Annotated in this window: 18 protein-coding genes; 4 read left to right on the forward strand and 14 right to left on the reverse strand. The window is 37.8% G+C overall.

The genetic code is table 11. The features are described 5' to 3' along the window. Positions 1-6 precede the first annotated feature (6 nt). The 12 genes from DLK05_RS00760 to DLK05_RS00815 form a co-directional block, all read right to left on the reverse strand. The gene (locus DLK05_RS00760) at positions 7-810 is read right to left on the reverse strand and encodes an enoyl-CoA hydratase-related protein (RefSeq protein ID WP_127342059.1); all 804 of its coding nucleotides are present in this window, start codon (positions 808-810) and stop codon (positions 7-9) included. Positions 811-836: 26 nt separating this feature from the next. Then, complete coding sequence (locus tag DLK05_RS00765; protein WP_127342060.1) at positions 837-2,444, reverse strand: carboxyl transferase domain-containing protein; 1,608 nt, start codon at positions 2,442-2,444, stop codon at positions 837-839. A gap of 39 nt (positions 2,445-2,483) precedes the next feature. Further along, positions 2,484-5,837: a methylmalonyl-CoA mutase family protein gene (locus DLK05_RS00770; protein WP_127342061.1), complete on the reverse strand. Its 3,354-nt coding sequence runs from the start codon at positions 5,835-5,837 to the stop codon at positions 2,484-2,486. Positions 5,838-5,846: 9 nt separating this feature from the next. Then, positions 5,847-6,644, reverse strand: a complete 798-nt coding sequence (locus DLK05_RS00775) for a (Fe-S)-binding protein (RefSeq protein ID WP_127342062.1) — start codon at positions 6,642-6,644, stop codon at positions 5,847-5,849. Between the two features lie 151 nt (positions 6,645-6,795). Further along, positions 6,796-8,055 carry a 4Fe-4S dicluster domain-containing protein gene (locus tag DLK05_RS00780; protein WP_127342063.1) on the reverse strand — a complete coding sequence of 420 codons (1,260 nt, stop codon included), beginning with the start codon at positions 8,053-8,055 and terminating at the stop codon, positions 6,796-6,798. 22 nt (positions 8,056-8,077) lie between these two features. Further along, positions 8,078-9,046, reverse strand: a complete 969-nt coding sequence (locus DLK05_RS00785) for an electron transfer flavoprotein subunit alpha/FixB family protein (protein WP_127342064.1) — start codon at positions 9,044-9,046, stop codon at positions 8,078-8,080. Positions 9,047-9,096: 50 nt separating this feature from the next. Beyond that, complete coding sequence (locus DLK05_RS00790) at positions 9,097-9,843, reverse strand: electron transfer flavoprotein subunit beta/FixA family protein (protein ID WP_127342065.1); 747 nt, start codon at positions 9,841-9,843, stop codon at positions 9,097-9,099. A gap of 96 nt (positions 9,844-9,939) precedes the next feature. Beyond that, on the reverse strand, positions 9,940-11,079 hold the full coding sequence (locus DLK05_RS00795; protein ID WP_127342066.1) for an acyl-CoA dehydrogenase: 1,140 nt from the start codon (positions 11,077-11,079) through the stop codon (positions 9,940-9,942). Positions 11,080-11,224: 145 nt separating this feature from the next. Then, the gene (locus DLK05_RS00800) at positions 11,225-12,469 is read right to left on the reverse strand and encodes a thiolase C-terminal domain-containing protein (RefSeq protein WP_127342067.1); all 1,245 of its coding nucleotides are present in this window, start codon (positions 12,467-12,469) and stop codon (positions 11,225-11,227) included. Positions 12,470-12,483: 14 nt separating this feature from the next. Beyond that, the gene (locus DLK05_RS00805; RefSeq protein ID WP_209319632.1) at positions 12,484-13,815 is read right to left on the reverse strand and encodes a 3-hydroxyacyl-CoA dehydrogenase family protein; all 1,332 of its coding nucleotides are present in this window, start codon (positions 13,813-13,815) and stop codon (positions 12,484-12,486) included. 137 nt (positions 13,816-13,952) lie between these two features. Then, on the reverse strand, positions 13,953-14,729 hold the full coding sequence (locus tag DLK05_RS00810) for an enoyl-CoA hydratase/isomerase family protein (RefSeq protein WP_127342069.1): 777 nt from the start codon (positions 14,727-14,729) through the stop codon (positions 13,953-13,955). A 350-nt stretch (positions 14,730-15,079) separates the two neighbouring features. Beyond that, entirely contained in the window at positions 15,080-15,787 is a 708-nt protein-coding gene (locus DLK05_RS00815; RefSeq protein WP_127342070.1) for a YebC/PmpR family DNA-binding transcriptional regulator, read from the reverse strand. 327 nt (positions 15,788-16,114) lie between these two features. Here DLK05_RS00815 and DLK05_RS00820 point away from each other — a divergent pair, with 327 nt between their 5' ends. From DLK05_RS00820 to DLK05_RS00830, 3 genes are all read left to right on the forward strand, one after another. Further along, positions 16,115-18,157: a hypothetical protein gene (locus tag DLK05_RS00820; protein WP_209319633.1), complete on the forward strand. Its 2,043-nt coding sequence runs from the start codon at positions 16,115-16,117 to the stop codon at positions 18,155-18,157. Positions 18,158-18,283: 126 nt separating this feature from the next. Then, positions 18,284-19,579 (forward strand): exonuclease domain-containing protein, encoded by a 1,296-nt coding sequence (locus DLK05_RS00825; RefSeq protein WP_127342071.1) that lies wholly within the window; start codon positions 18,284-18,286, stop codon positions 19,577-19,579. A 201-nt stretch (positions 19,580-19,780) separates the two neighbouring features. Further along, entirely contained in the window at positions 19,781-20,482 is a 702-nt protein-coding gene (locus DLK05_RS00830) for a hypothetical protein (RefSeq protein ID WP_127342072.1), read from the forward strand. A gap of 139 nt (positions 20,483-20,621) precedes the next feature. Here DLK05_RS00830 and DLK05_RS00835 read toward each other — a convergent pair whose 3' ends face one another. Both DLK05_RS00835 and DLK05_RS00840 read right to left on the reverse strand, forming a co-directional pair. Beyond that, positions 20,622-21,335: a LytR/AlgR family response regulator transcription factor gene (locus DLK05_RS00835; RefSeq protein ID WP_127342073.1), complete on the reverse strand. Its 714-nt coding sequence runs from the start codon at positions 21,333-21,335 to the stop codon at positions 20,622-20,624. 71 nt (positions 21,336-21,406) lie between these two features. After that, entirely contained in the window at positions 21,407-22,474 is a 1,068-nt protein-coding gene (locus tag DLK05_RS00840) for a sensor histidine kinase (RefSeq protein ID WP_148114097.1), read from the reverse strand. Between the two features lie 209 nt (positions 22,475-22,683). On the opposite strand from DLK05_RS00840, the gene DLK05_RS00845 reads away from it, so the two are divergent. Beyond that, the gene (locus tag DLK05_RS00845; RefSeq protein WP_127342075.1) at positions 22,684-24,927 is read left to right on the forward strand and encodes an alpha-L-rhamnosidase-related protein; all 2,244 of its coding nucleotides are present in this window, start codon (positions 22,684-22,686) and stop codon (positions 24,925-24,927) included. Positions 24,928-24,946: the final 19 nt, after the last annotated feature.

Here is a 24,946-nt window from a genome sequence, read left to right on the forward strand (position 1 = left end):
CTTAAATTAATCCATTTTATCCACCCAATTCGGTTTGCGTTTTTCGAGGAAGGAGTTCATGCCTTCCTGTCCTTCCGCTGATTGTCGGAGTTCGGCAATCATTCGGGCAGTATTTTCCATCGCCTGCTCATGATTCCATACATTTTTCACATCGTACAGCAGCTGCTTGCAGGTAGAAACAGCTATCGGACCGCTTGTCTTTAATTTAGATATCAGATCCACTAATTTAGCATCCAATTTTTTCTCTCCTCCCGACCAGTTCACCAATCCTGCTTTTTGAGCTTCCTTTCCTCTAAATCGCATGCCGGTAAGCATCAATTCCTTCGATTTATATTCCCCCACGCGCTTCACAACGTATGGCGAAATACAGGCAGGTACAATTCCTATTTTCACTTCGCTGAGCGAGAATACCGTTTGTTTATGAGCCAGCACAAAATCGCAGGCAGCAAGCAGTCCGTTCGCACCTCCAATAGCAGCTCCATGCACCAAGGCTACAGTAGGAAACTTACATGCATAAATGGCATTAAAACATTGCGACAGATTAAAACTCTCCTGATAATTTTCCTGATAGGAATAATTGGCAACTCCTTTCATCCAATTCAGATCGGCTCCGGCACAAAAGGATTTCCCTTTTCCTTTAAGCAATACCACGCGCAAAGTTTGATAATCCATCTGCTCTATTTCACCAAAACAATGCAGTATGTCGGCTATCATCACCTCGTTAAAGGCATTATGAATTTCCGGTCGATTCAAACAAATGGTACCGATCTTATTTTCTATACTAAAGGTTATCGTTTGATATTCTTTCATTTTCTTGCTCGGATAGATTATTAAAATTACATGCGGAAGATGCCAAATTCCGGCTCACCGTATTCTTTATTGAGAGAAGCTGCAATTCCCATAGCCAGCACCTTTCGGGTATCTGCCGGATCGATAATACCATCGTCCCATAAACGAGAAGTACTGAAATAAGCAGAACCCTCCCGTTCATATTTTTCCAGAATATCGGCTTTCAATTTATTCTGTTCCTTCTCCGGAAACTCCAAACCTCTTTTCTTCAATTGCTGTTCTTTTACCTGAACCAACACTCCGGCAGCTTGCTCCCCGCCCATTACCGAAATCTTGGCATTGGGCCACATAAACAACAAGCGAGGTTCATAAGCCCGACCAGCCATGGCATAGTTACCAGCACCAAACGATCCCCCTACAATTACAGTAAACTTAGGAACCTGAGCGTTAGCAACCGCATGTACCATTTTAGCACCATCGCGGGCAATTCCCTTGTGTTCGTATTCTTTTCCTACCATAAAACCGGTAATATTCTGCAAGAAGATCAATGGTATCTTCCGAAAACTGCACAACTCGATAAAATGAGCTGCTTTCAGCGATGTTTCGGAAAAGATGATGCCATTATTAGCAATAATTCCAACTGGAAATCCCATGATCTTTGCAAAACCAGTTACGATAGTCGGAGCATATCTCTCCTTAAATTCCTGAAAAGAGCTGCCATCCACAATCCGCATGATGATTTCCCTCGCATCCACAGGTTTTTTGAAATCCAAAGGAGCCAAACCGTATAATTCTTCAGCTGGATACAAAGGTTCCTGAACCTCGGTGCGTTCTAGTCCATACCTTTTCACCTTAGGCATGGATTCGAATATATCACGACAAATCTGTATCGCATGTCGATCGTCCTGAGCAAGATGATCAGCCACTCCCGAAATACTGGTATGTACATCGGCACCACCCAGTTCCTCTGCCGTTACCTCTTCGCCTGTTGCGGCTTTCACCAATGGAGGTCCGCCAATAAAAATGGTTCCCTGTCCTTTCACGATGATGGTTTCATCACTCATGGCAGGCACATAAGCACCACCAGCGGTACACGAACCCATTACCAGTGAGATTTGCGGAATTCCTCTGGCGGACATCTTCGATTGATTGAAGAAAAACCTGCCAAAATCGTATTTGTCAGGGAATACTTTCGATTGCTCCGGCAGAAATACACCTCCCGAATCGACCATGTAAATACATGACAGATGATTTTCCATGGCAATTTCCTGTGCACGGATATGTTTTTTAATCGTTTCCTTGATGTAAGTACCACCTTTTACAGTAGCATCATTGGCTATTATTACGCATTCCCTTCCATGAATAACCCCAATACCGGTAACAATACCCGCTGAAGGGAATTGATTTTTGTATTGATCGCAAGCAGCCATCGCTGATAGCTCCAGGAAGGGAGTATTCTTATCCAAGAGTAGTTCTATTCTATCGCGTACCAGCAATTTTCCACGCTTCAGATGCCTATCCTTAGCCTTTTCGTCGACTCCATTCATGATAGCTTGTAATCGCTGCCGATAGTCCGTCAACAATTGTTTATAGGCTTCTCTGTTCTCCAGAAAATCCGCTGATTTCACGTTTATTTTAGTTTGTAGGGCTTTCAATTTTATTGTCTTTTTGGTTTCTAAGTTTCAGAGTAACTATTACATATTCCTTCTATATTGTCCGCCAACCTCATATAAAGCATTGGTAATTTGTCCTAGCGTACAGTATTTACAGACTTCCATAAGCGATGCGAATATGTTCTCGTTATGTAGCGCAGTTTCTTTTAAATTTTGTAGCGCCAAACCAGCTTTTTCTTTCTGATTCTCCTGAACAAGCTCTTTAAATTTAACCTGGTGTTCCTTTTCCGATTCGTCTGATCGGATCACCTCTTTGGGTTGCACAGTTGGAGAACCTTGAGAATTTAAAAAGGTATTTACTCCAATAATTGGTAATTCGCCACTATGCTTTAAACCTTCGTAATACATCGATTCTGATTGTATTTTACCACGCTGATACATGGTTTCCATAGCTCCCAATACTCCACCTCTCTCGGTCAACCTGTCGAATTCTAGCATTACGGCCTCTTCAACCAAATTGGTAAGCTCATCCAAAATAAAAGAACCCTGCAATGGGTTTTCATTCTTCACCAAGCCAAATTCCTTATTAATAATAAGCTGAATTGCCATTGCCCTGCGAACCGATTCTTCTGTTGGCGTTGTAATTGCCTCATCGTAAGCATTGGTGTGTAAAGAATTACAATTGTCATAAATGCCTGTTAGCGCCTGAAGTGTGGTTCTAATATCATTAAACTCAATTTCTTGAGCGTGTAAGGATCTTCCGGATGTTTGTATATGATATTTCAATTTTTGAGAGCGACTGTTCGCCTTGTATAAGAATTTCATGGCCTTCGCCCAAATTATTCTGGCTACTCTGCCTATAACGGTATATTCCGGATCCATCCCATTGGAAAAGAAAAAGGATAAGTTCGGGGCAAATTCATCTACATGCATTCCTCGGGAGATGTAATATTCAACTAAGGTAAATCCATTAGACAAGGTAAAGGCCAATTGAGTAATAGGATTTGCTCCCGCTTCCGCGATATGATAGCCGGAAATAGAAACTGAGTAGAAATTTCTTACTTGCTTATCTATGAAATATTGCTGGATATCCCCCATCATCTTAAGGGCAAAATCGATAGAAAAGATACAGGTGTTCTGCGCCTGATCTTCCTTTAGCATATCCGCCTGAACTGTTCCGCGGATCTTGCAAATGGTTTCTGATTTAATCTTGTCATATACTTCTTTTGGCAATACCTGATCTCCGGTAAGCCCAAGTAATAACAGTCCTAATCCGTTATTTTCCTTTGGTAGATTGCCTTGATAAGTAATTCTTTGTTTGCCGGCATATATTTGCACAATCTTTTGATTCACCTCATCCAAGAGTCCATTTTCCCGAATATACTTTTCGCATTGCTGATCGATTGCCACATTCATAAAGTAAGCAACCATCATTGGTGCTGGTCCGTTGATTGTCATGGAAACCGATGTTTTGGGATCACATAAATCGAATCCACTATATAATTTCTTGGCATCATCCAAACTGGCGACTGAAACACCGGAATTTCCAACCTTTCCGTATATATCCGGACGATAATCTGGATCGGCACCATAAAGTGTGACCGAATCAAAAGCTGTGGACAAACGAACAGCTGGTTGTCCTGCAGCTAAATAATGAAAACGCTTATTGGTTCTTTCGGGAGAGCCTTCCCCGGCAAACATTCTGGTAGGATCTTCACCTTCCCGTTTGAAAGGAAAAACACCTGCAGCATATGGAAATTCGCCTGGAACATTTTCCATTAAATTCCATTTCACAATATCACCCCAACTTCTGTATTTTGGTAATGCAATCTTAGATATCCGACTATGCGACATCGTTTCGATGAAAGTCTTTACGCAAACTTCCTTATTTCTTACTTTATAACAGTACAGATCATTTTTATACTTCAACTGCTTCTCTTTCCAACCATCGATAATAGCCTGATATTTGAAGTCTTTCTTTAAGGATTTTATCTTTTCTTTCAAACTGATTTGAACCACATCTTCCACAAATAAAACAAGTGATTTGTTCAATGCATAAAGTTGATCTGCTATTTCAGCTTGTTCTTCTGCTTTTCTGTTATATTTTCGGACCGTTGCGGCTATTTCAGACAAATAACGAACTCTCGAAGGTGGCACAATTTCTATTTTTTCCACCGCATCCAATAATGGCTTCTCGCCATCCTTAAAAATATCTGCTTTTGTTGATTCTTTGATAAATTGAACCAGCTTATGATACAGAACATTCACCCCATGATCATTAAATTGGGAAGCCACTGTACCGTAAACTGGCATATCCTCTACTTCGGTATCCCACAATAAATGATTTCGCTGATATTGCTTTTTCACATCGCGTAAAGCATCCTGCGCACCATACTTATCAGATTTATTAATCGCAACAAGATCAGCAAAATCAAGCATATCAATTTTTTCTAATTGTGTCGCTGCTCCAAAATCAGGAGTCATTACATACAATTTCACATCGCTATGATCTACAATTTCCGTATCGGATTGTCCAATGCCAGAACTCTCCAAAAAGATGCAATCAAAACCTGCCGATTTAAAAAGAATTAAAGCATCTCCAACATGTTTTGACAATGCCAGGTTCGCACGGCGTGTAGCCAATGATCTCAAATAAATATTAGGATTATGGATGGAGTTCATTCGGATACGATCACCCAGCAATGCACCGCCACTCTTTTTCCGGGATGGATCCACGGAGAGAATTGCAATCTTTAAATCCGGATAGTCAAATTGAAACCTTCTAATCAGCTCATCGCTAAGGGAAGATTTTCCTGCTCCGCCAGTTCCCGTAATTCCAATCACAGGAGTTATACTAATCTTTGCTTGGTTTCTTAGTTTTAGAAACAAGTCTGATTCCTGAAGTAGATCTTGTTCTGCCAAACTTATTAAGCGGGATAATAGTTTTACCTGATCTGTTGTAATTTCAGATGCTTTAGGAAGCTCAATTTGATCCAGTGAATAATCAGATTTTTCCAATACCTCATTAATCATTCCCTGTAATCCCAGATTACGCCCATCATCCGGAGAATACAATCCTGCAATTCCATATTGCTCCAATTCCTTAATCTCTGATGGCAATATCACACCACCTCCACCACCAAAAATCTTAATATGATCAGCCTTTTTCTCTTTCAGCAAATCATACATATACTTAAAAAACTCCATGTGCCCACCCTGATAAGAACTAATTGCAATAGCCTGAGCATCTTCCTGAATAGCACAATTCACGATTTCTTCTACAGAACGATTGTGTCCCAAATGAATGACTTCAGCTCCCGAAGCCTGAATAATTCGGCGCATAATATTAATGGAAGCATCATGCCCATCAAAAAGTGAAGTGGCAGTTACTATTCGTACTGAATTCTTAAGCTGATAAGCAGTATTTGTATTCATATCAAAATATTACAATTCTAAAGCTCTTTCAATTATTTCGGCTACATCCAAATTCTGTAATTCGTTCTCTTTATTCTTTAATTTTATTCCATCGGTAAGCATGGTCATGCAGAACGGGCATGCTGAAGCGACTTTATCAACCTTTCGCTCGATTATTTCTTCGGTACGCTCAATATTTACTTCCTTCTCCCCCTTTTCGGCTTCCTTAAACATTTGAGCTCCACCGGCTCCACAGCAAAGACCAAAGCTTCTCGATCTTTTCATTTCCTTCACCTCACCAAAAACTGCTTTCACAACATTGCGTGGTGCCTCATATATTTTGTTTCCTCTCCCCAAATAACAGGGATCATGATAGGTTATGGTCTCCCCTTTAAATGGGTTATTCTCCAATTTTAGCTTTCCGGATTGAATCATTTCATTCAAAAAGACAGTGTAATTAATAACCTCGTAATTACCTCCAAGATCTGGGTATTCATTTTTTAGAGTATTATAGCAATGCGGGCAGGTACAAATTATCTTTTTCACTTCATAAGCATTCAATGTCTCAATGTTTTGCATTGCCTGCATCTGAAATAACATTTCATTACCAGCTCGCTTTGCAGCATCACCAGTGCAGCTCTCTTCTTTTCCTAAAACAGCATAACTAACCCCCAGGTGATTTAAAATTTTGGAAAAAGCTCTCGCTACCTTTTGGTATCTATCATCGAAAGCACCCGCACAACCAACCCAATAGAGGTATTCCGGATTTTCACCTTTTGCAGCTAAATCTGCCATTATCGGAACATTAATTTTAGTATCCTTTGTCATTATTTAATGTAGTTAGATTCTTATCAATAACTTCTTAACATAGTCCTTTAATTCAATTTCTATAGATGATAAAGCCAATGCGGAATATTTAATTAACAACTTCACCACAAATCGCTAACACTTTAATTACCAACACCTATCAGCCAAGAATTTATTCCGTCCATTTTAATCTATCCTCAGGAGAAAATTGCCAAGGTGCACCGTTATTTTCTATATTAGCGAACATTGCATTAAGACCTGCAGGAGCAACTGCCTCCTCCATCACTAAATACCTTCTCATATCCATGATTAGGTTTGGATGGCTAATATCTATCGGACATTCCTGTGCGCACGCATTACAAGTAGTACAGGCCCACAATTCCTCCTCACTTATATAATCTCTCAAAAGAGATTTCTCATCTCCTTTGCCGTTCACAGCCAATGGACCTATTTCATTCATACGATGACGCAGATCCACAAAGATTTTTCTTGGAGATAATAATTTCCCGGTAATATTTGCAGGGCAAACATCTGTACATCTGCCACATTGCGTACAAGACAAGGAATCCATATAATTCTTCCAACTCACATCTTGTACATCTTTCACACCAAAGCGAGCCACTTCTATAGTATCATCATATGCAGCATTAGGATCTAACATTAAATTTACCTCTCTAGTGATACTTGCCAAATTAGGATACTTGGTTAAAGGGGCGAGATTTGCAAGAAATACATTTGGTATCGATAAAAAGACATGAAAATGCTTGGAATATGGCAGATAATTGGCAAAACAAAAAATTAATAAGATATGAATCCACCAACCAGGCTCCTGAAGCCAGCCGAAGTTTATTCCTATTAAATGAACTAATGTTGCAGAAATTGGATATACACCATCATATCCATTAGGATGATTACTTACGTAACCCATATTATATGCAAGCAAAGAAACCATCAAAAAGCCTATGAAATAAAGAGAGATTTGTGCATCCCAATTCGCTTTTGGAGTCATTTCCACTCCAGAAAAACGTTTAATTTTCATAAACATTCTGCGAAGTAAAAAAATCTTAATAAATGCAATTATCAATAATGCAAATACATCTCCCGAGGCAATTACAAAATCATAAAACCAACCTATTATAACGAAAGATCTTTCCGAACCTGTAAGACCATCCACAACAATTTCTATGCTACCCAAAGTAATTACAAGGAATCCCCAAAAAACAATGGCATGCATGAAACCAATCACTGGTTTCCGAAAAATCTTACTCTGCCCAAAGGCTACATTCATTGTATGTGAAATTCTTGCAGCTATATTTTTAATTGGATATGCAGGCTTGGTCAGCCTAAAAAAGGACCATAAACGTCTCACAGACCAAGCAAATACAGCTAAAGTAATTAGAAGGGATAAACTAAATACAAATTGTTTTATCATGACTCATGATTTTAAAATTCAATTAAGATTTGGATTTTCGAAAAGCTTCCGTTAATCGTGGTAAAACATCCATAACATCCCCGATAATTCCATAATCAGCAACGCTAAATATCGGAGCTTCAGGATCTGTATTAATGGCAACAATACATTTGCTTCGGCTAATGCCTGCTACATGTTGTATAGCTCCGGATATACCTGCAGCAATATATAAGTTTGGTGCGATCACTTTTCCTGTTTGTCCCACATGTTCTTCATGACTGCGCCATCCTTCATCCGATACAGGCCTTGAGCAGGCTGTCGCTGCTCCCAGAACTTCTGCCAGCTCTTCTACAGGTCTCCAATTATCCGGACTTCTCATGCCACGACCTGCGGAAACAACACAATCTGCATCTGTAAGGATAACTTTATTTTTTTGCTCCTCTTCACTTATAATCTGGATCTTAAACAGCCCGGTGTTCACCTCTGGATGAGATATGTCAATATTACATTCCACAGGATTCTCAACTAATCCAAAGCAGTTCTTTGCAAGAGTCAAAACTCTTATTGCTGAATTGATCTGAACATACCCAAAAGTTTTTCCCGAAAACATTTGCTTCTTCACAACAAATGGCTTTATCGAAACGGGTAATTCCTGAACCGCTGCAACCATACCTGCTTTCAGTTTTACAGCTACTCTAGGAGCAATAGCTTTGCCACTATTATTATCTGTCATTACAACAAGCTCCGCACTCTCCTTTTTAGCAATCTGAGCAATAACTTCTGCATAAACGCGACTTGTAAGCACATTCATTCGGGCATCATTAACGGAAATGATTCTATCCGCACCATATTGTGAAAGTTTATTTAATTCTTCTTCAGTTATTTTTCCAATAGAAACAATAACTAAATTTGTTTGCATCTGATTGGCTAACTCTTTTGTATAGGATACCAATTCGTAGCTGGAATTCTTAAATTTTCCATTCCAGTTTTTGGCAAATGCGACTACTGACATAGGCTTTCAATTAAAATTCGTTAAAGTTTAATGATCAAAAGGAAATTCAATTACAACACCTTAGCTTCATTTTTTAATAATTCAACTAACTGTTCCACATGCTCTGGATCAATCATTTTACAGGTCCCTTTTGCTTGTGGTAATTCAAATTTTACAGTTTGTGTTAAAACTGGTAATTCAGCGGCGGGAATTACTTCCAATGGTTTTTTACGAGCCATCATAATCCCTCTCATCGAAGGAATCCGTGGTTCTTTTGCTATTCCTTTCTGAACAATAGCTACAAAAGGAGTTTCTGTTTTAATCATTTGTTTTCCTCCGGGAATAGCACGTGAAACCACAATATCATCATCTAAATTAACATTAGTCACGGATGAAATACCTGAATAATTCATAAATTCGGCTAACATCGCACCCACAGATGAACCATTATAATCACTGGATTCAATACCACTAAATATCAAATCATATACATTTTCTTTAAGATATTCAGCAATTTGTCCTGCTACATGATAAGCATCCGATGGACATGCGTCGATACGAATTGCTTTATCTGCACCAATTGCCAAAGCCTTTCTTAGGGTTGCTTCAGTTAATGAGCCACCAACATTAATAACACAAACCTCATTCACCGAATTTCCAGCATCTTCCTTAAGCTCAAGCGCTCTTGTCAAGGCCAATTCATCCCATGGATTAATTATCCATTGAATTCCTGAATCATCCAGCAATGTATTGTCTTCCTTAAACTTAACTTTTGTAGTAGTATCCGGAACATTACTAATACAGACTAGTATTTTCATATATCATATTTTTAAATTTATTAAACAAGCGACTGAAACTTTAGAAGTCCTTAATGATCTAATCGACATTAATCTTCAAATTTATTTGAGTGATTTTCAATCCATCAAACCACGGGAAATAACAATTTTTTGTATTTCAGAAGTCCCTTCATAGATTTGCGTGAGTTTAGCTTCTCGCATCAGTCTCTCCACATGATATTCCTTCACGTAACCATATCCTCCATGAATTTGAACTGCTTCAGTAGTTACCTTCATTGCCGTTTCAGCAGCATAGAGCTTTGCCATAGCACTTGCGTGTCCATAAGGTTTTCCCTGATCTTTCAACCATGCAGCTTTCAAACAGAAATAACGAGCGGCTTCAATTTCAACCGCCATATCAGCCAATTTAAATGCAATTACCTGATGATTTATAATTTCTTTACCAAAAGCTTTTCTTTCCTGAGCATATTTTAATGCCAACTCATACGCTCCGGAAGCAATTCCCAGAGCCTGAGAGGCGATACCAATTCTTCCACCTTCCAGAGATTTCATAGCCAATTTAAAGCCAAATCCCTCTTCCCCTAATCTATTTTCTTTTGGAACCTTAACATTATTAAACATCACAGAATGAGTATCAGAGGCTCTCATTCCCATTTTATTTTCATGCGGACCAACAGAGATTCCTTCTGTATCTGCCTCCACAATAAGTGCATTGATACCACGATGTTTTAACTCTTTATGAGTTTGCGCAAACACAATATAAGTAGATGCTGATTTTCCATTAGTTATCCAATTTTTTGTTCCATTCACCAGATAATGATCTCCCATATCTATTGCAGTAGTTCTTTGAGATGTGGCATCAGAACCTGCTTCCGGTTCGGATAGGAGAAATGCGCCTATTTTCTCACCTCGAGCCATAGGCTTTAAATATTTTTCTTTCTGTTCTTCCGTACCATATTTTTCCACTCCCCAACAAACCAATGAATTATTTACCGACATAATAACCGCGACAGAAGAATCAACCTTCGAGATTTCTTCCATTGCTAACACATAAGATATAGTGTCCATTCCCCCACCATCATACTTCGAACCGACAAGCATTCCTAAAAACCCCAATTCAGCTAATTTCTTAACTTGTTCAGTCGGATAGATTGCCTTATCATCTCTTTCAATTACCCCAGGTAACAATTCGCGTTGTGCAAAATCACGAGCCGCATCACGTATCATCAAATGTTCTTCGGTAAATTCAAAATTCATAGTTTAATTTTTTAGGTATGATTAATGTTAAAACATAAAGTATGATCAGAGATTTTAGATGATAAAATCTCCGATCAACTATTAATTAAAACGAAATGAATTTTCTTATTTTCATTGATTTATCTTACTTCATTCGTCTCCTATCTTAAATTCCTCTACGATAAACAATAGCAACAAGAGTTTTATCATCTCCTCCCATATTCACTGACATAGCAAATGGTTTTCCCTTTGAAATTTCAATCTGTGCAGCACCAGCTTTACCTGTTAATTGTTCCCATACGGTTACTGCCTGATGCACACCAGTAGCTCCTGTTGGGTGTCCCCAACCAATTAAGCCCCCGGTAGTATTAAAAGGCACCTTACCATTTCTGGATGTATTCCCGTTCAAAACAAATTCACATCCCTTTCCCTTTTCTGCAAAGCCAAGAGCTTCTGTTGCCATAATCCCTGCTATGGAAAAACAATCATGAACTTCAACTGTCGCTATTTGATCCAGGCTAATTCCTGCCATCTCAATCGCCTTCTCAGCGGCTTTTTTCATGGTAGATAAACTAGTTAAATCCTCTGGCTTTTGAGTTATATCAGCAGCTACCTGTGCAAAGCCAACCACCTCAATCGCCTCACTTGCCGGCACACCAATTCGCTTCAACCCATCGTCAGAGACAATAGCAATTGCAGAGGCTCCATCAGATACTTTAGAACAATCAAAAACATTCAGATTCTCCACAAAACGTCTTGGATTTAATGGTGTATTTGCAGTTGCTTCTAAATTTGGATTTGTATTCTGATATTCCTGTGCTGTTTTGCACAATCGTGCATTTTCAATCGCATTACAATACCATTTAGCCATAGCTTTTCGGGTCAGTTCCTTCCCATACTTTTCGTAATAAGCTCCCGCACGATCACTAAAAGCACCAGGAAAAAAATAAGCATGACCATTTTTTCGTTCCTTTTGCCAACCCGCGCCAGCAAGAATATCAGCACCATACATAGCTTTAACAGTATTCTGCACCTCAAATCCTACAGCTAAAACAACATCTGCAGTCTCAGCAAGTACTGATTTTATTCCCGAAGCTAATGCCAATCCCCCCGAAGCACAAGCTCCTTCCACACTAATAGAAGGTTTATACTTCAAATCAGGATCAATCATTGGCAGGAAGGCAGGTAAATTCGCCTGCTTATTAAATCGAGCTGCCATAAAATTTCCTATTACACCTTCATCTACATTTTTTGCTCCACCAATTCCCTTTAGCGTGGCTTGTCCTGCTTCTTTTATATAATGCTCCAATCCTGGTCTTTCTTTTCTTGGATTGAACTCCTTTCTTCCGGTTCCCATAGAAATGGTGTTGTAACCGGCTAGCATATATACTTTTTTGCGTAATTTTTTCATTTTACTCAGATTTACTATTCAAAATACTCATTGATTGGTCCATAAGCATGAAAAAAACCCGTTTCCAAAACCGTATTCACATCAGCTGCAGATTCAGCAACATCTGTATCAACCAACATTTGTGCAATTGCTTTGGAATTTTTGCCATAGTTCATCGCCAGCTTAGCTGCAAAACCATCAATTTGGCCAAGCTCATTAAAGAATTGCTCCAACAGCTTTGCTTTCAATTTATCACGCACTACAGTTTTCCATGCTAGTAGCGAAGTTGGCAAAACACCCATCTTAGTTTTACACTCCGATTCAAGCGCAGCAACAGGAATATATTTCTTTTCATTTAGATCATAAACCTCTTTAATTCTACCCCTTTCATATTTAAAAATCCCGTCCTTCTGTGAACCATCGGCAAACTGACCACCTTTCACATCATTGTCAAGCAATTGATTTAGGACCCCATGAGACAAATTTTCATTCGGAAATGATGGTTGCATACTATCTAAAATAAATCGAGTCACATCTACTCCAACATAATCAAGTAATTGAAAGATACCCATCGGACGAACCAGAAGATCACGACTAATAGTATCAATCAAAAAGAAAGCCTTTGACCAGGAAGATTCCTTTGCAATTTCCTGAGCTTGATCCAGAGCATAAAGTGCATCACGCATAAAATGACCATTACCAATAAAACCAGCTACATCTTTAGATTGAACCACAATTTTTCGCATCGATTTCGCTAAATCAACAGCAAATGCAAGTAATTCTTTATTCGTTTTTTCTGATTTAATAATTTCTAATAGCTTTTGGATTACCGGAGGATTGTAAAAATGATAACCAATGATATCTCCATTTAAACCAGCTTCCTGATCAATTTCACCTATTGGAATAGAGGAAGTATTGGTTAAGAACCAAGCTTTGGCGTTATTCTGTTTTATTTGAGAAAATAATTTTACTTTCAACGACTTATCTTCTTTTATGGCTTCAAAAACCATATCTGATTCATAAGCTGTCTCCAAACGGGTGGTTGTTTGGATAATAGCCATAACATCAGCAACATACTGACGAATTATCTCTTCATTATCAATTAAGTCTTTGCGATTTTGATACCACCCCCTTAATTCAACTATATTTTTTTCCGCATGTTTTAACAATTGAGACTCCACATATTTTATTAAGTTGGATAAGGCGACCGGAGATACATCTATAGCATTTAGCACAAAATTACCTTCCTCTTTCTTTCCAATTTTTAATTTTCCCATTTCAAGAGAAAGAAGCACCAATATTCCACTTCCCATTTTGCCTGCTGCTCCAAGCACACTTACATTTTCCATTTTTCGGATTGAATCCATTTTCAGTGATTGTTTTTGTTGATTATTTTTTAAACTAAACGGATGCACCTCTTCCATTTGAGCTACTTCATAAACCCATCAGCACATCCTACATCATCATCATGATCAAGCATGATTTGTTTCCCTACAAAATTTGATTATTCCCAATTGGGTTGGCGCTTCTCTAAAAAGGCTGTAACACCTTCAATTCGCTCTTTTTGATCTTCCTTGAATAAATTGCCGAAAGCCCGAGATTCCATTTCACCGGCATCTTTCAAACTCATTTCCATCCCTTTACCAACCATTTCCTTTATTAAACTGAGTGAACGGGGACTTTTAGAAGCGATCTTTTCCGCCAATTGTATTGCTGATGAAAGAACTTCGCCTGGCGGTACAAGTTTCTGAACAACACCAAGTTGATAAGCTTCTAGTGCAGAAATACCTTCTCCTTGCATCATTATATACATGGCATTTCCTGCTCCAATCTGACGCGAAAGTCTCTGTGTTCCATTAAACCCTGGTATCAAACCCAGATTTACTTCTGGCAATCCCAATTTAGTTCTTTCACTTGCAATTCGAATATCACAAGCCAATGCTAATTCCAGCCCTCCCCCAAGGGCAAAACCATTAATAGCAGCAATAACAGGAATATCCAGGTTTGCAATTCGATCGAACAAAAGCTTGCCTAATTCGGCAAACTCATATGCATTCTGTGAAGAATAGGTTTGAAATGCTTTGATATCTGCTCCAGCAACAAAGGCCTTTCCTGCTCCAGTAAGAACCAGGACACGAATACTTTGAGTAAAATCAGCATCAAGAAAATCTGACAATTCCTTAAACACATTTTCATTTAGGGCATTCAAAGCATCAGGACGAGTAAAAGTTAGAATTCCGATTCTTTCTTTCTTCTCGAATTTTAAATAGTTAAATTTCATACGCAAATAATTGTCTTTTTTTGCCGTATAAAACTTACCATATTAATTTTCATTCTGCCGAATAATTTTTCGGAGAAAAAAAATTAAAAGGACGTTTCATAGGTGTGAGTAAAACTTTTTTTTGAATCTATATATCTAAATATAACAAAAACTCTCAAGATACAAAACACGAGATCTTCCGTGTATTCCAAAGTCTCTCCCACCATCAACGTTTACAGGGGTTTAGAAAATATTAAAAATCATTATAAGACCTGTTTTTCTTTTTCTAAAGTAAAGAAAAATAAAAAAGCCTAATCCAAGTAAAAGGATCAGGCTTTATATATTTGCGAATATTTTAAAATAATGATTTCTTAGACCATATTGTGGTAAACATTTTGAACATCATCGTCCTCTTCCAATTTCTCCAACAATTTATCAACATCTGCAGCTGCTTCTTCAGAGAGTTCCTTGGTATCCATTGGAATTCTTTCGAATCCTGAAGAAATAACGGCAACATTGTTTTCCTCTAAATAAGATTGTATTCTACCAAAATCAGAAAATGCACCGTATAACATGATACCATCCTCATCTTCAAACACCTCATCAACTCCCAGGTCGATTACCTCCAACTCTAATTCCTCTAAATCCTGACCTGTATTTTCAATTTTAAAATGGCATTTGTGTTCGAACATAAATTCCACACTACCTGCAGTTCCTAAACTACCATTGGTTTTATTGAAATAACTACGCACATTTGCAACCGTTCTGTTATGGTTGTCCGTTGCAGTTTCTACCAATACAGCAATTCCGTGGGGTGCATACCCTTCATATACAAGTTCTTTATAATCTTTTTGATCTTTTGATGTAGCACGCTTTATGGCTCTTTCAACATTATCCTTAGGCATGTTGGCGGCTTTTGCATTTTGGATTACCGCACGCAACCGAGAATTCGATGTCGGGTCAGGACCGCCTTCTTTTATTGCTATTACAATATCCTTACCTATTCGGGTAAAGGCTTTGGCCATCTTATCCCAACGCTTAAATTTACGCGCTTTTCTAAATTCAAATGCTCTTCCCATAATTGTTAATAAATTTTTTGCAAAAATAGTACTTGTGATTCAATCTTTGAAGTGAAAGTAGAATTATTTTAGGAGAATGCTGTTTATTATGGGAAAATGAAACTTGCAATTACAATTTATCTACAGTAAATTATTTCACTATGACTTAATTATCAATTAAAAACAGTCGTTAGTTAATACCATGGCAAGTGAGCTAAAATATTTTATTATTTCTCCATAAAACGATTGAAGTTAAAATATTTGTGGAGCATGAAATTGCTCATTGTTTTCGGGTTAAGGAATATATACTTTAGGCACACCATTATAATTTAAACAAAACCTATACATATGAAGAAATTTATTATTCTGTTTTCTACAGTGCTCCTATTTGCTTCCTGCGAAAAAATAACAGAAAAAACATCTAAACCAGATGCTTCTAATATTACTGAAAACTCCATGAATCAAACCATTACCAAATTATCTGAAGCAAATGCAGATAAAGCCTTATTGGAAAAAGGTGTAAAACATGTGGCAAAACTTTGGAGAGCCAGTGATGGCACAATAGCTGAATTCGAAAATTTTTGTGAGAAAAACTACATTACCTCTTCAGAAGAAAGGGAACTTGTTTTTCACAAGATCTCCAGAAATATTGAGATTATTACCGGACATTTTAATAAAATAAATCTGGATTTATTGGCTCCCGTACAGCTTAATACTTTTAAACAGCATCCTATTGATAATTATTTTGGTGCTTATAGTGTAGATGCTCACTGGTTGGATGATTTTTACAAGAATAAAATAGCCTTCATTATTGCACTCAACTTCCCTCCTTTTAGTTTGGAAGAAAAGGAAATGCATGCGAAAACATGGTCGCGCCTGCAATGGGCTTATGCTCGATTAGGGGACATGTTCACCGCCAGAGTTCCTGCAGAATTATTACAGAATGCGAATAAAGTAGCTGCTGACAACGATCTTTATATTGCGGATTACAATATTTATATGGGACATTTGACCGATGCAAATGGCAATACATTTTTTCCAAAGGATAAAGTTTTACTATCCCACTGGAATCTTAGGGATGAGCTAAAGGCGAATTATGTCAATAAAAAAGATGGTCTGCAAAAACAAAAGATGATTTATCAGGTAATGCAAAGGATCATCTCACAAGAAATCCCTGAAAAGGTTATTAACAGTGGAGCATATGAATGGAATCCTTACAGCAATTTGGTATATCAGAATGGCAAACAAATAGACGCTAGTCCGGAACCAAATGAAAGATACCAACAAATATTAAATACCTTTCACGCCAATAAAGCCATTGACGCTTATTATCCTGATCAAAACACCTTCATCAAACGACAGTACGACGGCGCAAAAGAAATCTCTGCAGAAAATACAGAGAAGATTTTTACAGCATTCCTAAAGTCTGAAGAAACCAAGAAAGTTGGAGAATTGATCAAAAAGAGATTGGGTCGTGATTTAGAGCCTTTCGACATTTGGTATGATGGTTTTAAGGCACGAAGTGGTATGGATGAATCGAAGCTGGATGCCATGACCAGAAAGTTATATCCAAATGCAAAAGCCTTAGAAGCAAATTTGCCTAATCTGTTGATGAAATTAGGATTCAAAAAGGAAAGAGCTCAATTTATAGCCAATCATGTTTCTGTGGATCCAGCCAGAGGATCGGGTCATGCCTGGGGAGGTGCAATGAAAGGTCTCAAATCACACTTGAGAACCAGAATTGGTAAAAAAGGAATGGATTATAAAGGATACAATATTGCCATTCATGAATTTGGACACAATGTAGAACAAACCATCTCGATGTACAATGTGGATGATTTCATGATGAATGGAGTTCCCAATACTGCTTTTACCGAAGCACTTGCCTTTATATTTCAGAAAAGAGATATGTTATTATTGGGTATAAATGACAATTCTCCTCAGAAAGATGCCTTTAAGAAGTTAGATCTGTTTTGGAGCGCCTATGAAATTATGGGAGTTTCCTTATTGGATATAAGAATGTGGAAATGGATGTATGCCAATCCTGATGCAAATGCTGCTCAGCTTCGCGATGCTACCATGCAAATTGCCAAAGAGGTTTGGAATGAGTTTTATGCTCCGGTGTATGGAATCAAAGACCAAACTATTTTAGCTATTTATTCCCACATGCTAAATAGTCCGTTATACCTCTCTAATTATGCATTTGGAAATATTATTGAATTTCAATTGGAGCAACAATTGAAAGGACGGAATTTTGCTACGGAAGTCGATCGGATTTTCAGACAAGGTCGTTTAACTCCAAACCAATGGATGGTTGAAGCTACAGGAAATGATTTATCGGCTCAACCTTTATTGAATGCAGCCAAAGAAGCACTGGAAGAATTAAACTAAAATATCCTTTCTCCTTACAAAAGCAGCCAATAAACCGGCTGCTTTTTTTATGCACTTCGGAGATGTTTTTTCGCAGCATAATTTTTTTATATTTGTTGTTCATCTGCATTTTAATACGAAGCCACTATGACAAGCGATCCTATTCCGGAACTAGCCAAACATCAATTTGCAATTCTTTCTATCGAAACAACAGGAATATCCCCGCAACACGGAGATCAATTGGTAGAAATTGCCATACATACCGTTAACTGGAACGGTGAAATACTGGATTGTTACGAAACACTTGTACATCCCGGGAAGGATATATCAGGATTTCAAATTCATGGCATTACAGATGATATGGTGAAGAATGCACCCAGCATTGAGGAAGTCATTCCCGACATCTTATCGCGGATCAATGGAAAGACATTAGTGGCGCACGATTTAGATTTTGTATTGAGCTTTTTAAAGCCTGCCATAGAGGCACAAGCTTCGGTCTTGATCGGTATCTGCACTCTGAAATTAATGAATAAGGTTGCGCCGGAATCCGGATTACGCAGACTGGAACAAATCTGCACCTATTTCGATATTGATATTTCAATACATCATAGTGCCAAAGCAGACTCTCTGGCGACTGCGAAACTATTCTCCATTTTAAAGAATCTCTACCTGCAGCAATTTGATTTGGATGTGTTTTTAAAAGATTTACTGACGATTATCCAGGTGAATAATTGTCCGGTTCAGCGAAATCTTTATATGAAGCGTAGTGAAGCGAAGAACATTGCAAATATTCAAAAAACCAAATTATATAACGTTCTAAACCGACTGACTTCCAGTTCCGGAGACACAATTCCCATCAAACAATATTTGAATGTATTGGATCGGGCTTTGGCCGATCGCATTCTCACCGAAAGAGAAATTATCTCTCTGGTAGATTTAGCAGAGAATTATAGATTATCCAAAAAGCAGGTGATTGAAATTCATCAAGAATATCTGCGCAAGCTCATTCGTATCTATCTTTTAGATGAAATTCTTACCAGTTCTGAAATGGATGATTTGTATTTGGTAGCCGAATTACTTTGCATTTTGCCGAAGGAGTTGAAATTACTAATTGAATATGAAAAAACGAAAATACCAATTACAACGCCAGGCTACCAAAAACAGTTGAAATCATTAGCAGGCAAAAGCGTTTGTTTTTCGGGTCATCTTAGTAGTAAAATCAATGGAGAAAAAATAGATAGAGAACTAGCGCAACAATTGGTGAAAGAAAGAGGATTACTTGTAAAACGAGTAGTTTCTAAAAATGTAGATTACTTAGTAGTTGCTCTCGCCGAAAAATTTTCTGCAAAAGGTCGCAAAAACAGGAAAGCCATAGAATATCATGTCAATGTAATAGAGGAAAAGATATTCTGGGAAATGATAGGAGTACAAGTAGATGATTAGCATAACTATATCAACACCTAACACTTTGTTATTTCTTGCTAAATTCATCCTTGCGAATAAGCCTACTACTCACCCGGAATTGAACTTTCATTAAAAATATCACCGGTATTAATTGTCGGGCAAATTGAAACAGACTGTTTTGTAATTCTATGGATAAATCTACTATCTTGTGATGAATCTTAAATATTAAAATAGAATCTGATGAAAAAATCTTACTTATTACTGATTGCACTGTTTACAGGACTTTTATTTTCCTGCCAATCCAAACAAAACACCTCAAAAGAACAAGCTCTTCCTGCTGGCTACAACAAGCTGCTTGTATCCAAAGTAATTGAGGGAGGAACCTACAGCTATCTAAAAGGAAACAATGGAACAGCTGATATTTGGGTTGCCATTCAAAAGCAAGCAATTACCGTTGGAAATACCTACTATTATAAGGGAGCTTTGGAAATGAAAGATTTTCACAGCAAAGAATTAGATCGTGATTTTCCTGTAATTTATTTCTTAAACGAAATATCCGATAAAATTGCAACAAGCAATCCTGCCATACCAGCTTCCCATATGAAAAAAAGCACAGCCAAAAAATTAGAGGTTACTATCGAAGCAGAAGAAGGAGTTACCAATCTATCGGCTCTATTTGCAAAAAAAGCAGAGCTTAGTGGCAAAAAAATTACAGTAAAAGGTAAAGTTGCCAAGTTCAACAAAAACATTATGGGTAAAAATTGGATTCACATTCAGGATGGAAGTGAATTTGAAGGTAATTTTGATCTTGCCATCACTAGTGCCGATATGGTAAGTATTGGACAAATCGTGAAATTTAAAGGAGTTATTACTTTGAATAAAGATTTTGGTGCTGGTTATTCTTACGATGTGATTATGGAAAATGCTATTTTAGAAAAATAAAACATTCCATTTGACAAAATAAATTGTAGTTATTATCTGAAGTAAAGTTATTTTCTTCTAAATTTGCTTATCAAATCTCAATTACTACATACAATTTTTATTTAACTCAATTAAAAAGCGATTCCGGTCGCTTTTTATATTATATGCCAATAGTATTCAGTTTGCGCATCTCCCCAATAAAATCATTCTTGTAATTTCTTCCGATAGGTATTTCGTGCCCGGAAATCTCTATTACCGATGCCGAATAGCTATCGATATGCTTGGTAGCCACCAAAAAGGAACGATGCACTCTGTAAAAGCCATAAGATTTTAACTTCTCCTCAAATTCGCTGATACGCTTGTAACAAACATGCTTTTTATCTGCTGTAATTACTTTTACATAGGAGCCCATACTTTCGACAAACAAAATATCTCTCAATAAAATCTTAACCATTTTCTTATCCACTTTCAGATACAAAAATTCCTCTTCGGAATTATTCTGCACTGAAGGAGCCGAATCAAAGGAAGGTACTACCCTGCCTATAGATTTTAGGAAACGTTCGAAAGAAATTGGTTTCAAAAGATAATCCGACACATTCAGTTCGAAACCATCCAAAGCATATTCGCGGTAGGCAGTGGTGAGGATGATTTTTGGAGGATGACTCAGATTACGAATCAATTCTAAACCGTTTAAATGCGGCATTTGAATATCAACAAAAAGCAAATCCACCTCGCAGCTTTGTAAGATTTCAAAGGCCTGCACCGGATTCTCACAACGCTCCACCAATTCCAGATGATCTAAGCGGCTAATATATTCTTCCAGCACATCCAAAGCCAAGGCCTCATCATCAACAATCAAACATTTTAATTTCATGTATCTAAAATTTGTCTTGCAGACCCGATTGGTTTTTGCAACCTGTGCGGTCTCACTGGTGATAATTCGATTTATAAAGATATACTTAATTTCACTTGAAAGAAATTGGAGTGATGCTCTATTCGTAAATCATGCTTTTCGGGATATATCAATTCCAGACGTCGGCGAAGATTTCGGAGGCCAAATCCTTCCTCTACACTCTTCGGTTTAGAATCTCCCACTTCCTGCAGACTATTCTTTAATTCGAAGAAGATTTGATGATCAGAAATCTCTAATTTAAAATCAATTTGACTGGTTTGAAAGTTGCTATTCACCCCATGCTTAAAACAATTCTCGACAAAAGGAAGTAAGATTAAAGGAGCAATTTGTGTGTGATTCACATCTCCTTTTACCTTAATATTAACGTGAAAGCGTTCCCCAAAACGCACTTTCTCCAGAGCTATATAATTTCTGATAAACTGCAATTCCTGACTCACATATACTTTGGGTTGTTTGCACTCATACAGCATATAATGCATTAATTCCGACAACTTCATCACCACCTCTGATGTTTTATCGGATTGTTTTAAACTTAAAGCATACAGACTATTTAGCGTATTAAATAAAAAATGCGGGTTGATTTGAGATTTCAATAATTTTAATTCCACCTGCAAATTTTCATGCTCTAAGGATTGTTTGTCTTGTTGCCCACGATACCAATACTGAAACAATTTACCCATAGAAGGAATAATCATAGGTGTAGTAATCCCAATAATGGAGGTTAGAATAAAAGTAATTTTAAAAAAACCAAGCGGAAGCCTTTCTGGCCAATAAATAGGTTCGATAAAGTAAAAAGTTACGGTTCGCTGCAACAATCCTCCAATTACTAAGGCCAGACAAACATATACGATATAGCGTATGTATTTTCGTTGAAACAATAAATACGGCATAAACCAGTAGATATTCACATAAACCAATAAAATCTTTACAGGCAGCTCAATAATCTCGATCAGAAAAGTCTTTGTAAAATCGTGATCATAGGTTCCCCACATAAAACCAAAAAAGCACACCCATAAAATCCAATACGCAAGATGAATGAATATCCTATTTCGAGAGAAATAATCGAACATATTGGTGTTTTGCAAAAAATCCTCTTTCATGTAGCTAAAGTTAAACCGAATAGAAATATCCGTTAAGATGATATTTTTTTTTCGAATGCCTGCAAAGCTTCCTATAAATTCAACCAACAGCAGTTCCTGACCTGCTTTCGCCAAGAATAACCTCGCCTTATCGCTTTAGAGATCGTCCTGTCAAGATCTGTTCTTCGCAATAAATTGTTAATTTTAAGGATCTAATTAATAGCTGATCTATGATTAAAATCAAACCCTCTGCCACGATAATACTACTTCTGTTTTTGCTTAGCTACACACTACAGAGCTGTGATCAAAACGATACTCCCTTATACAGTTCAGCCGAATACAGTATCTATCCAAATAGAGTGATACAAGGAAAGTATACCGCTCTGGCGAAAGATTCCATCCACATCACCACAAATTATCCCATTGGAAGTTCGAAAAAAAAGAAGAGCTGGACTTTGCAAACCGATCTGTCTCCTCTTCCAAGCTATCACTCCAATCAGGTATTGTTGAATGCGATATACAACTTATCGTTGGAAGAGCTGGAAAAAAATATAGCCCCAGACACTACTTTTAATACCGGAGAAAAGTGGCAAGGAGTGTGGACCAGAGATATTAGCTATAGTACGATTTTGGCATTAGCCATTACCCACCCCGAAATTGCGATGAATAGTCTTTTACGGAAAGTGAAACACGGAAAGATTATTCAGGACACCGGAACAGGAGGATCGTGGCCCATCAGCTCCGATAGGATGATTTGGTCGACAGCAGCATGGGAGATCTACAAGACAACAGGAGATCCGGACTGGCTACGCAGGGTTTATTTCCTGATAAAAAATTCAACTGAAGATGATTTAAACGTAGTGTGGGATTACCAGCAGCATTTGTTCAAAGGAGAATCCTCCTTTTTAGATTGGCGCGAACAATCCTACCCCAAATGGATGGAGCCCAAGGACATTTACAACTCCTTCGATCTGAGTACCCAGGCAGTGCATTATCAAAGCTTGCAGGTTTTAATAAGAATGGGTTACATCTTAGGCAAAGATGTACAGAAGTATGAACATATATCCAAGGCCTTAAAATCGAGTATCAACGAAAAGTTCTGGATGCCTGAAAAACAATACTACGGGCAATTTTTATACGGCGAAAAACACCATGTCTTATCCCGCAAATCGGAAAGTCTGGGAGAAGCCTTAATGATATTATGGGGTATTGCAGATAAGGATAAAAGTACTAAGATTATCAGAAATTGTCCGGTAACGGCTTTCGGAATACCTTGTTTTTATCCTCAGATTCCGGATATTCCTGCCTATCACAATCAGGCAATATGGCCTTTTGTGCAAGCTTATTGGAATTGGGCGGCTGCAAAAACCAAAAATATGGAGAGTCTGGAATGGGGACTGGCATCTATCTTTAGGAGTAGTGCTCTCTTTCTCACCAACAAAGAAAATTTTCGCATTACGGATGGCGATTTTAATGGCACTGCTATCAATTCGAACCGACAATTGTGGAGTGTTGCAGGTACTTTATCAGCCTATTATCACTGTCTGTTGGGACTAAACTTTACAGCAGGTCGCCTGGAATTCCGTCCCTTTATTCCGCGGGCATACAAAGGCATTCAACACCTAAAAGGATTGCATTATCGCTCTACAATTCTGGATATTGATATTTACGGATTTGGCGATAAGATACTCTCCTATTCGGTAGATGGAGTTCCTTATAAAAACCCGATAATACCCAAGGATCTGGAAGGATATCATCAGGTTAAAATAATGATGAACAACCAGATGCCAGCAGAATCGAAAATCAATATCGTGGCCAATGCAGTAGCACCACGAACACCGGATCTATCCTATTCCGAAAATCAACTGAGATGGAATAAAATTAAGGATGCCGATCATTACAATATCTATCAGAATGGCAATTTGTTATTGGAAACATCAGACAATTATATGGCTGATGTGCAGATTAACGAAACGGTTGAATTCGCGGTTCAGGCTGTGGATACTTTAGGATACCAGTCGTTCACCAACAAACCTATATTGCTGAATCAGTCGCGCTTTCATCGATTTTTGGAAGCCGAGTCTTTTTTGCCAAAAACAAAATCGAAAACAGCTAATAGCTATGCAGAATTATCAAAAAAACAGAATCAGGAATACCTTTTTAAGATTAAAGCACCTCGCGATGGAGATTATTGGATAGACTTTTTATATGCGAATGGTAATGGTCCAATCAACACCGATAACAAATGCGGATTGCGAAGCTTTTGGGTAAACGACAGCTATGTGGGAAGCATCGTGTTTCCGCAACGGGGAAAAGATAATTGGACCGATTATGGCTATACCAATACCTTTGAAATAAGCATACCAAAAGGAAATAATTACTTTCGCATCAGCTTCGAAGACTTTAATGAAAATATGAATGGAGAAGTTAATTCGGTACGAATAGATAAAATTAGATTGATTCGTAAACGCTAAGATTAAACCAATACCCATT

Source organism: Ancylomarina longa, assembly GCF_003996985.1.
GTDB classification, from domain to species: domain Bacteria; phylum Bacteroidota; class Bacteroidia; order Bacteroidales; family Marinifilaceae; genus Ancylomarina_A; species Ancylomarina_A longa.

Bases quoted from the DNA above. Each gene is read 5' to 3' on its own strand.
- DLK05_RS00770 (WP_127342061.1), bottom strand. From the start codon at position 5,837: ATGAATACAAATACTGCTTATCAGCTTAAGAATTCAGTACGAATAGTA.
- DLK05_RS00820 (WP_209319633.1), top strand. From the start codon at position 16,115: ATGAAGAAATTTATTATTCTGTTTTCTACAGTGCTCCTATTTGCTTCC.
- DLK05_RS00760 (WP_127342059.1), bottom strand. From the start codon at position 810: ATGAAAGAATATCAAACGATAACCTTTAGTATAGAAAATAAGATCGGT.
- DLK05_RS00815 (WP_127342070.1), bottom strand. From the start codon at position 15,787: ATGGGAAGAGCATTTGAATTTAGAAAAGCGCGTAAATTTAAGCGTTGG.
- DLK05_RS00845 (WP_127342075.1), top strand. From the start codon at position 22,684: ATGATTAAAATCAAACCCTCTGCCACGATAATACTACTTCTGTTTTTG.
- DLK05_RS00840 (WP_148114097.1), bottom strand. From the start codon at position 22,474: ATGAAAGAGGATTTTTTGCAAAACACCAATATGTTCGATTATTTCTCT.
- DLK05_RS00780 (WP_127342063.1), bottom strand. From the start codon at position 8,055: ATGATAAAACAATTTGTATTTAGTTTATCCCTTCTAATTACTTTAGCT.
- DLK05_RS00800 (WP_127342067.1), bottom strand. From the start codon at position 12,469: ATGAAAAAATTACGCAAAAAAGTATATATGCTAGCCGGTTACAACACC.
- DLK05_RS00830 (WP_127342072.1), top strand. From the start codon at position 19,781: ATGAAAAAATCTTACTTATTACTGATTGCACTGTTTACAGGACTTTTA.
- DLK05_RS00790 (WP_127342065.1), bottom strand. From the start codon at position 9,843: ATGAAAATACTAGTCTGTATTAGTAATGTTCCGGATACTACTACAAAA.
- DLK05_RS00775 (WP_127342062.1), bottom strand. From the start codon at position 6,644: ATGACAAAGGATACTAAAATTAATGTTCCGATAATGGCAGATTTAGCT.
- DLK05_RS00795 (WP_127342066.1), bottom strand. From the start codon at position 11,079: ATGAATTTTGAATTTACCGAAGAACATTTGATGATACGTGATGCGGCT.
- DLK05_RS00810 (WP_127342069.1), bottom strand. From the start codon at position 14,729: ATGAAATTTAACTATTTAAAATTCGAGAAGAAAGAAAGAATCGGAATT.
- DLK05_RS00825 (WP_127342071.1), top strand. From the start codon at position 18,284: ATGACAAGCGATCCTATTCCGGAACTAGCCAAACATCAATTTGCAATT.
- DLK05_RS00835 (WP_127342073.1), bottom strand. From the start codon at position 21,335: ATGAAATTAAAATGTTTGATTGTTGATGATGAGGCCTTGGCTTTGGAT.
- DLK05_RS00785 (WP_127342064.1), bottom strand. From the start codon at position 9,046: ATGTCAGTAGTCGCATTTGCCAAAAACTGGAATGGAAAATTTAAGAAT.
- DLK05_RS00805 (WP_209319632.1), bottom strand. From the start codon at position 13,815: ATGGATTCAATCCGAAAAATGGAAAATGTAAGTGTGCTTGGAGCAGCA.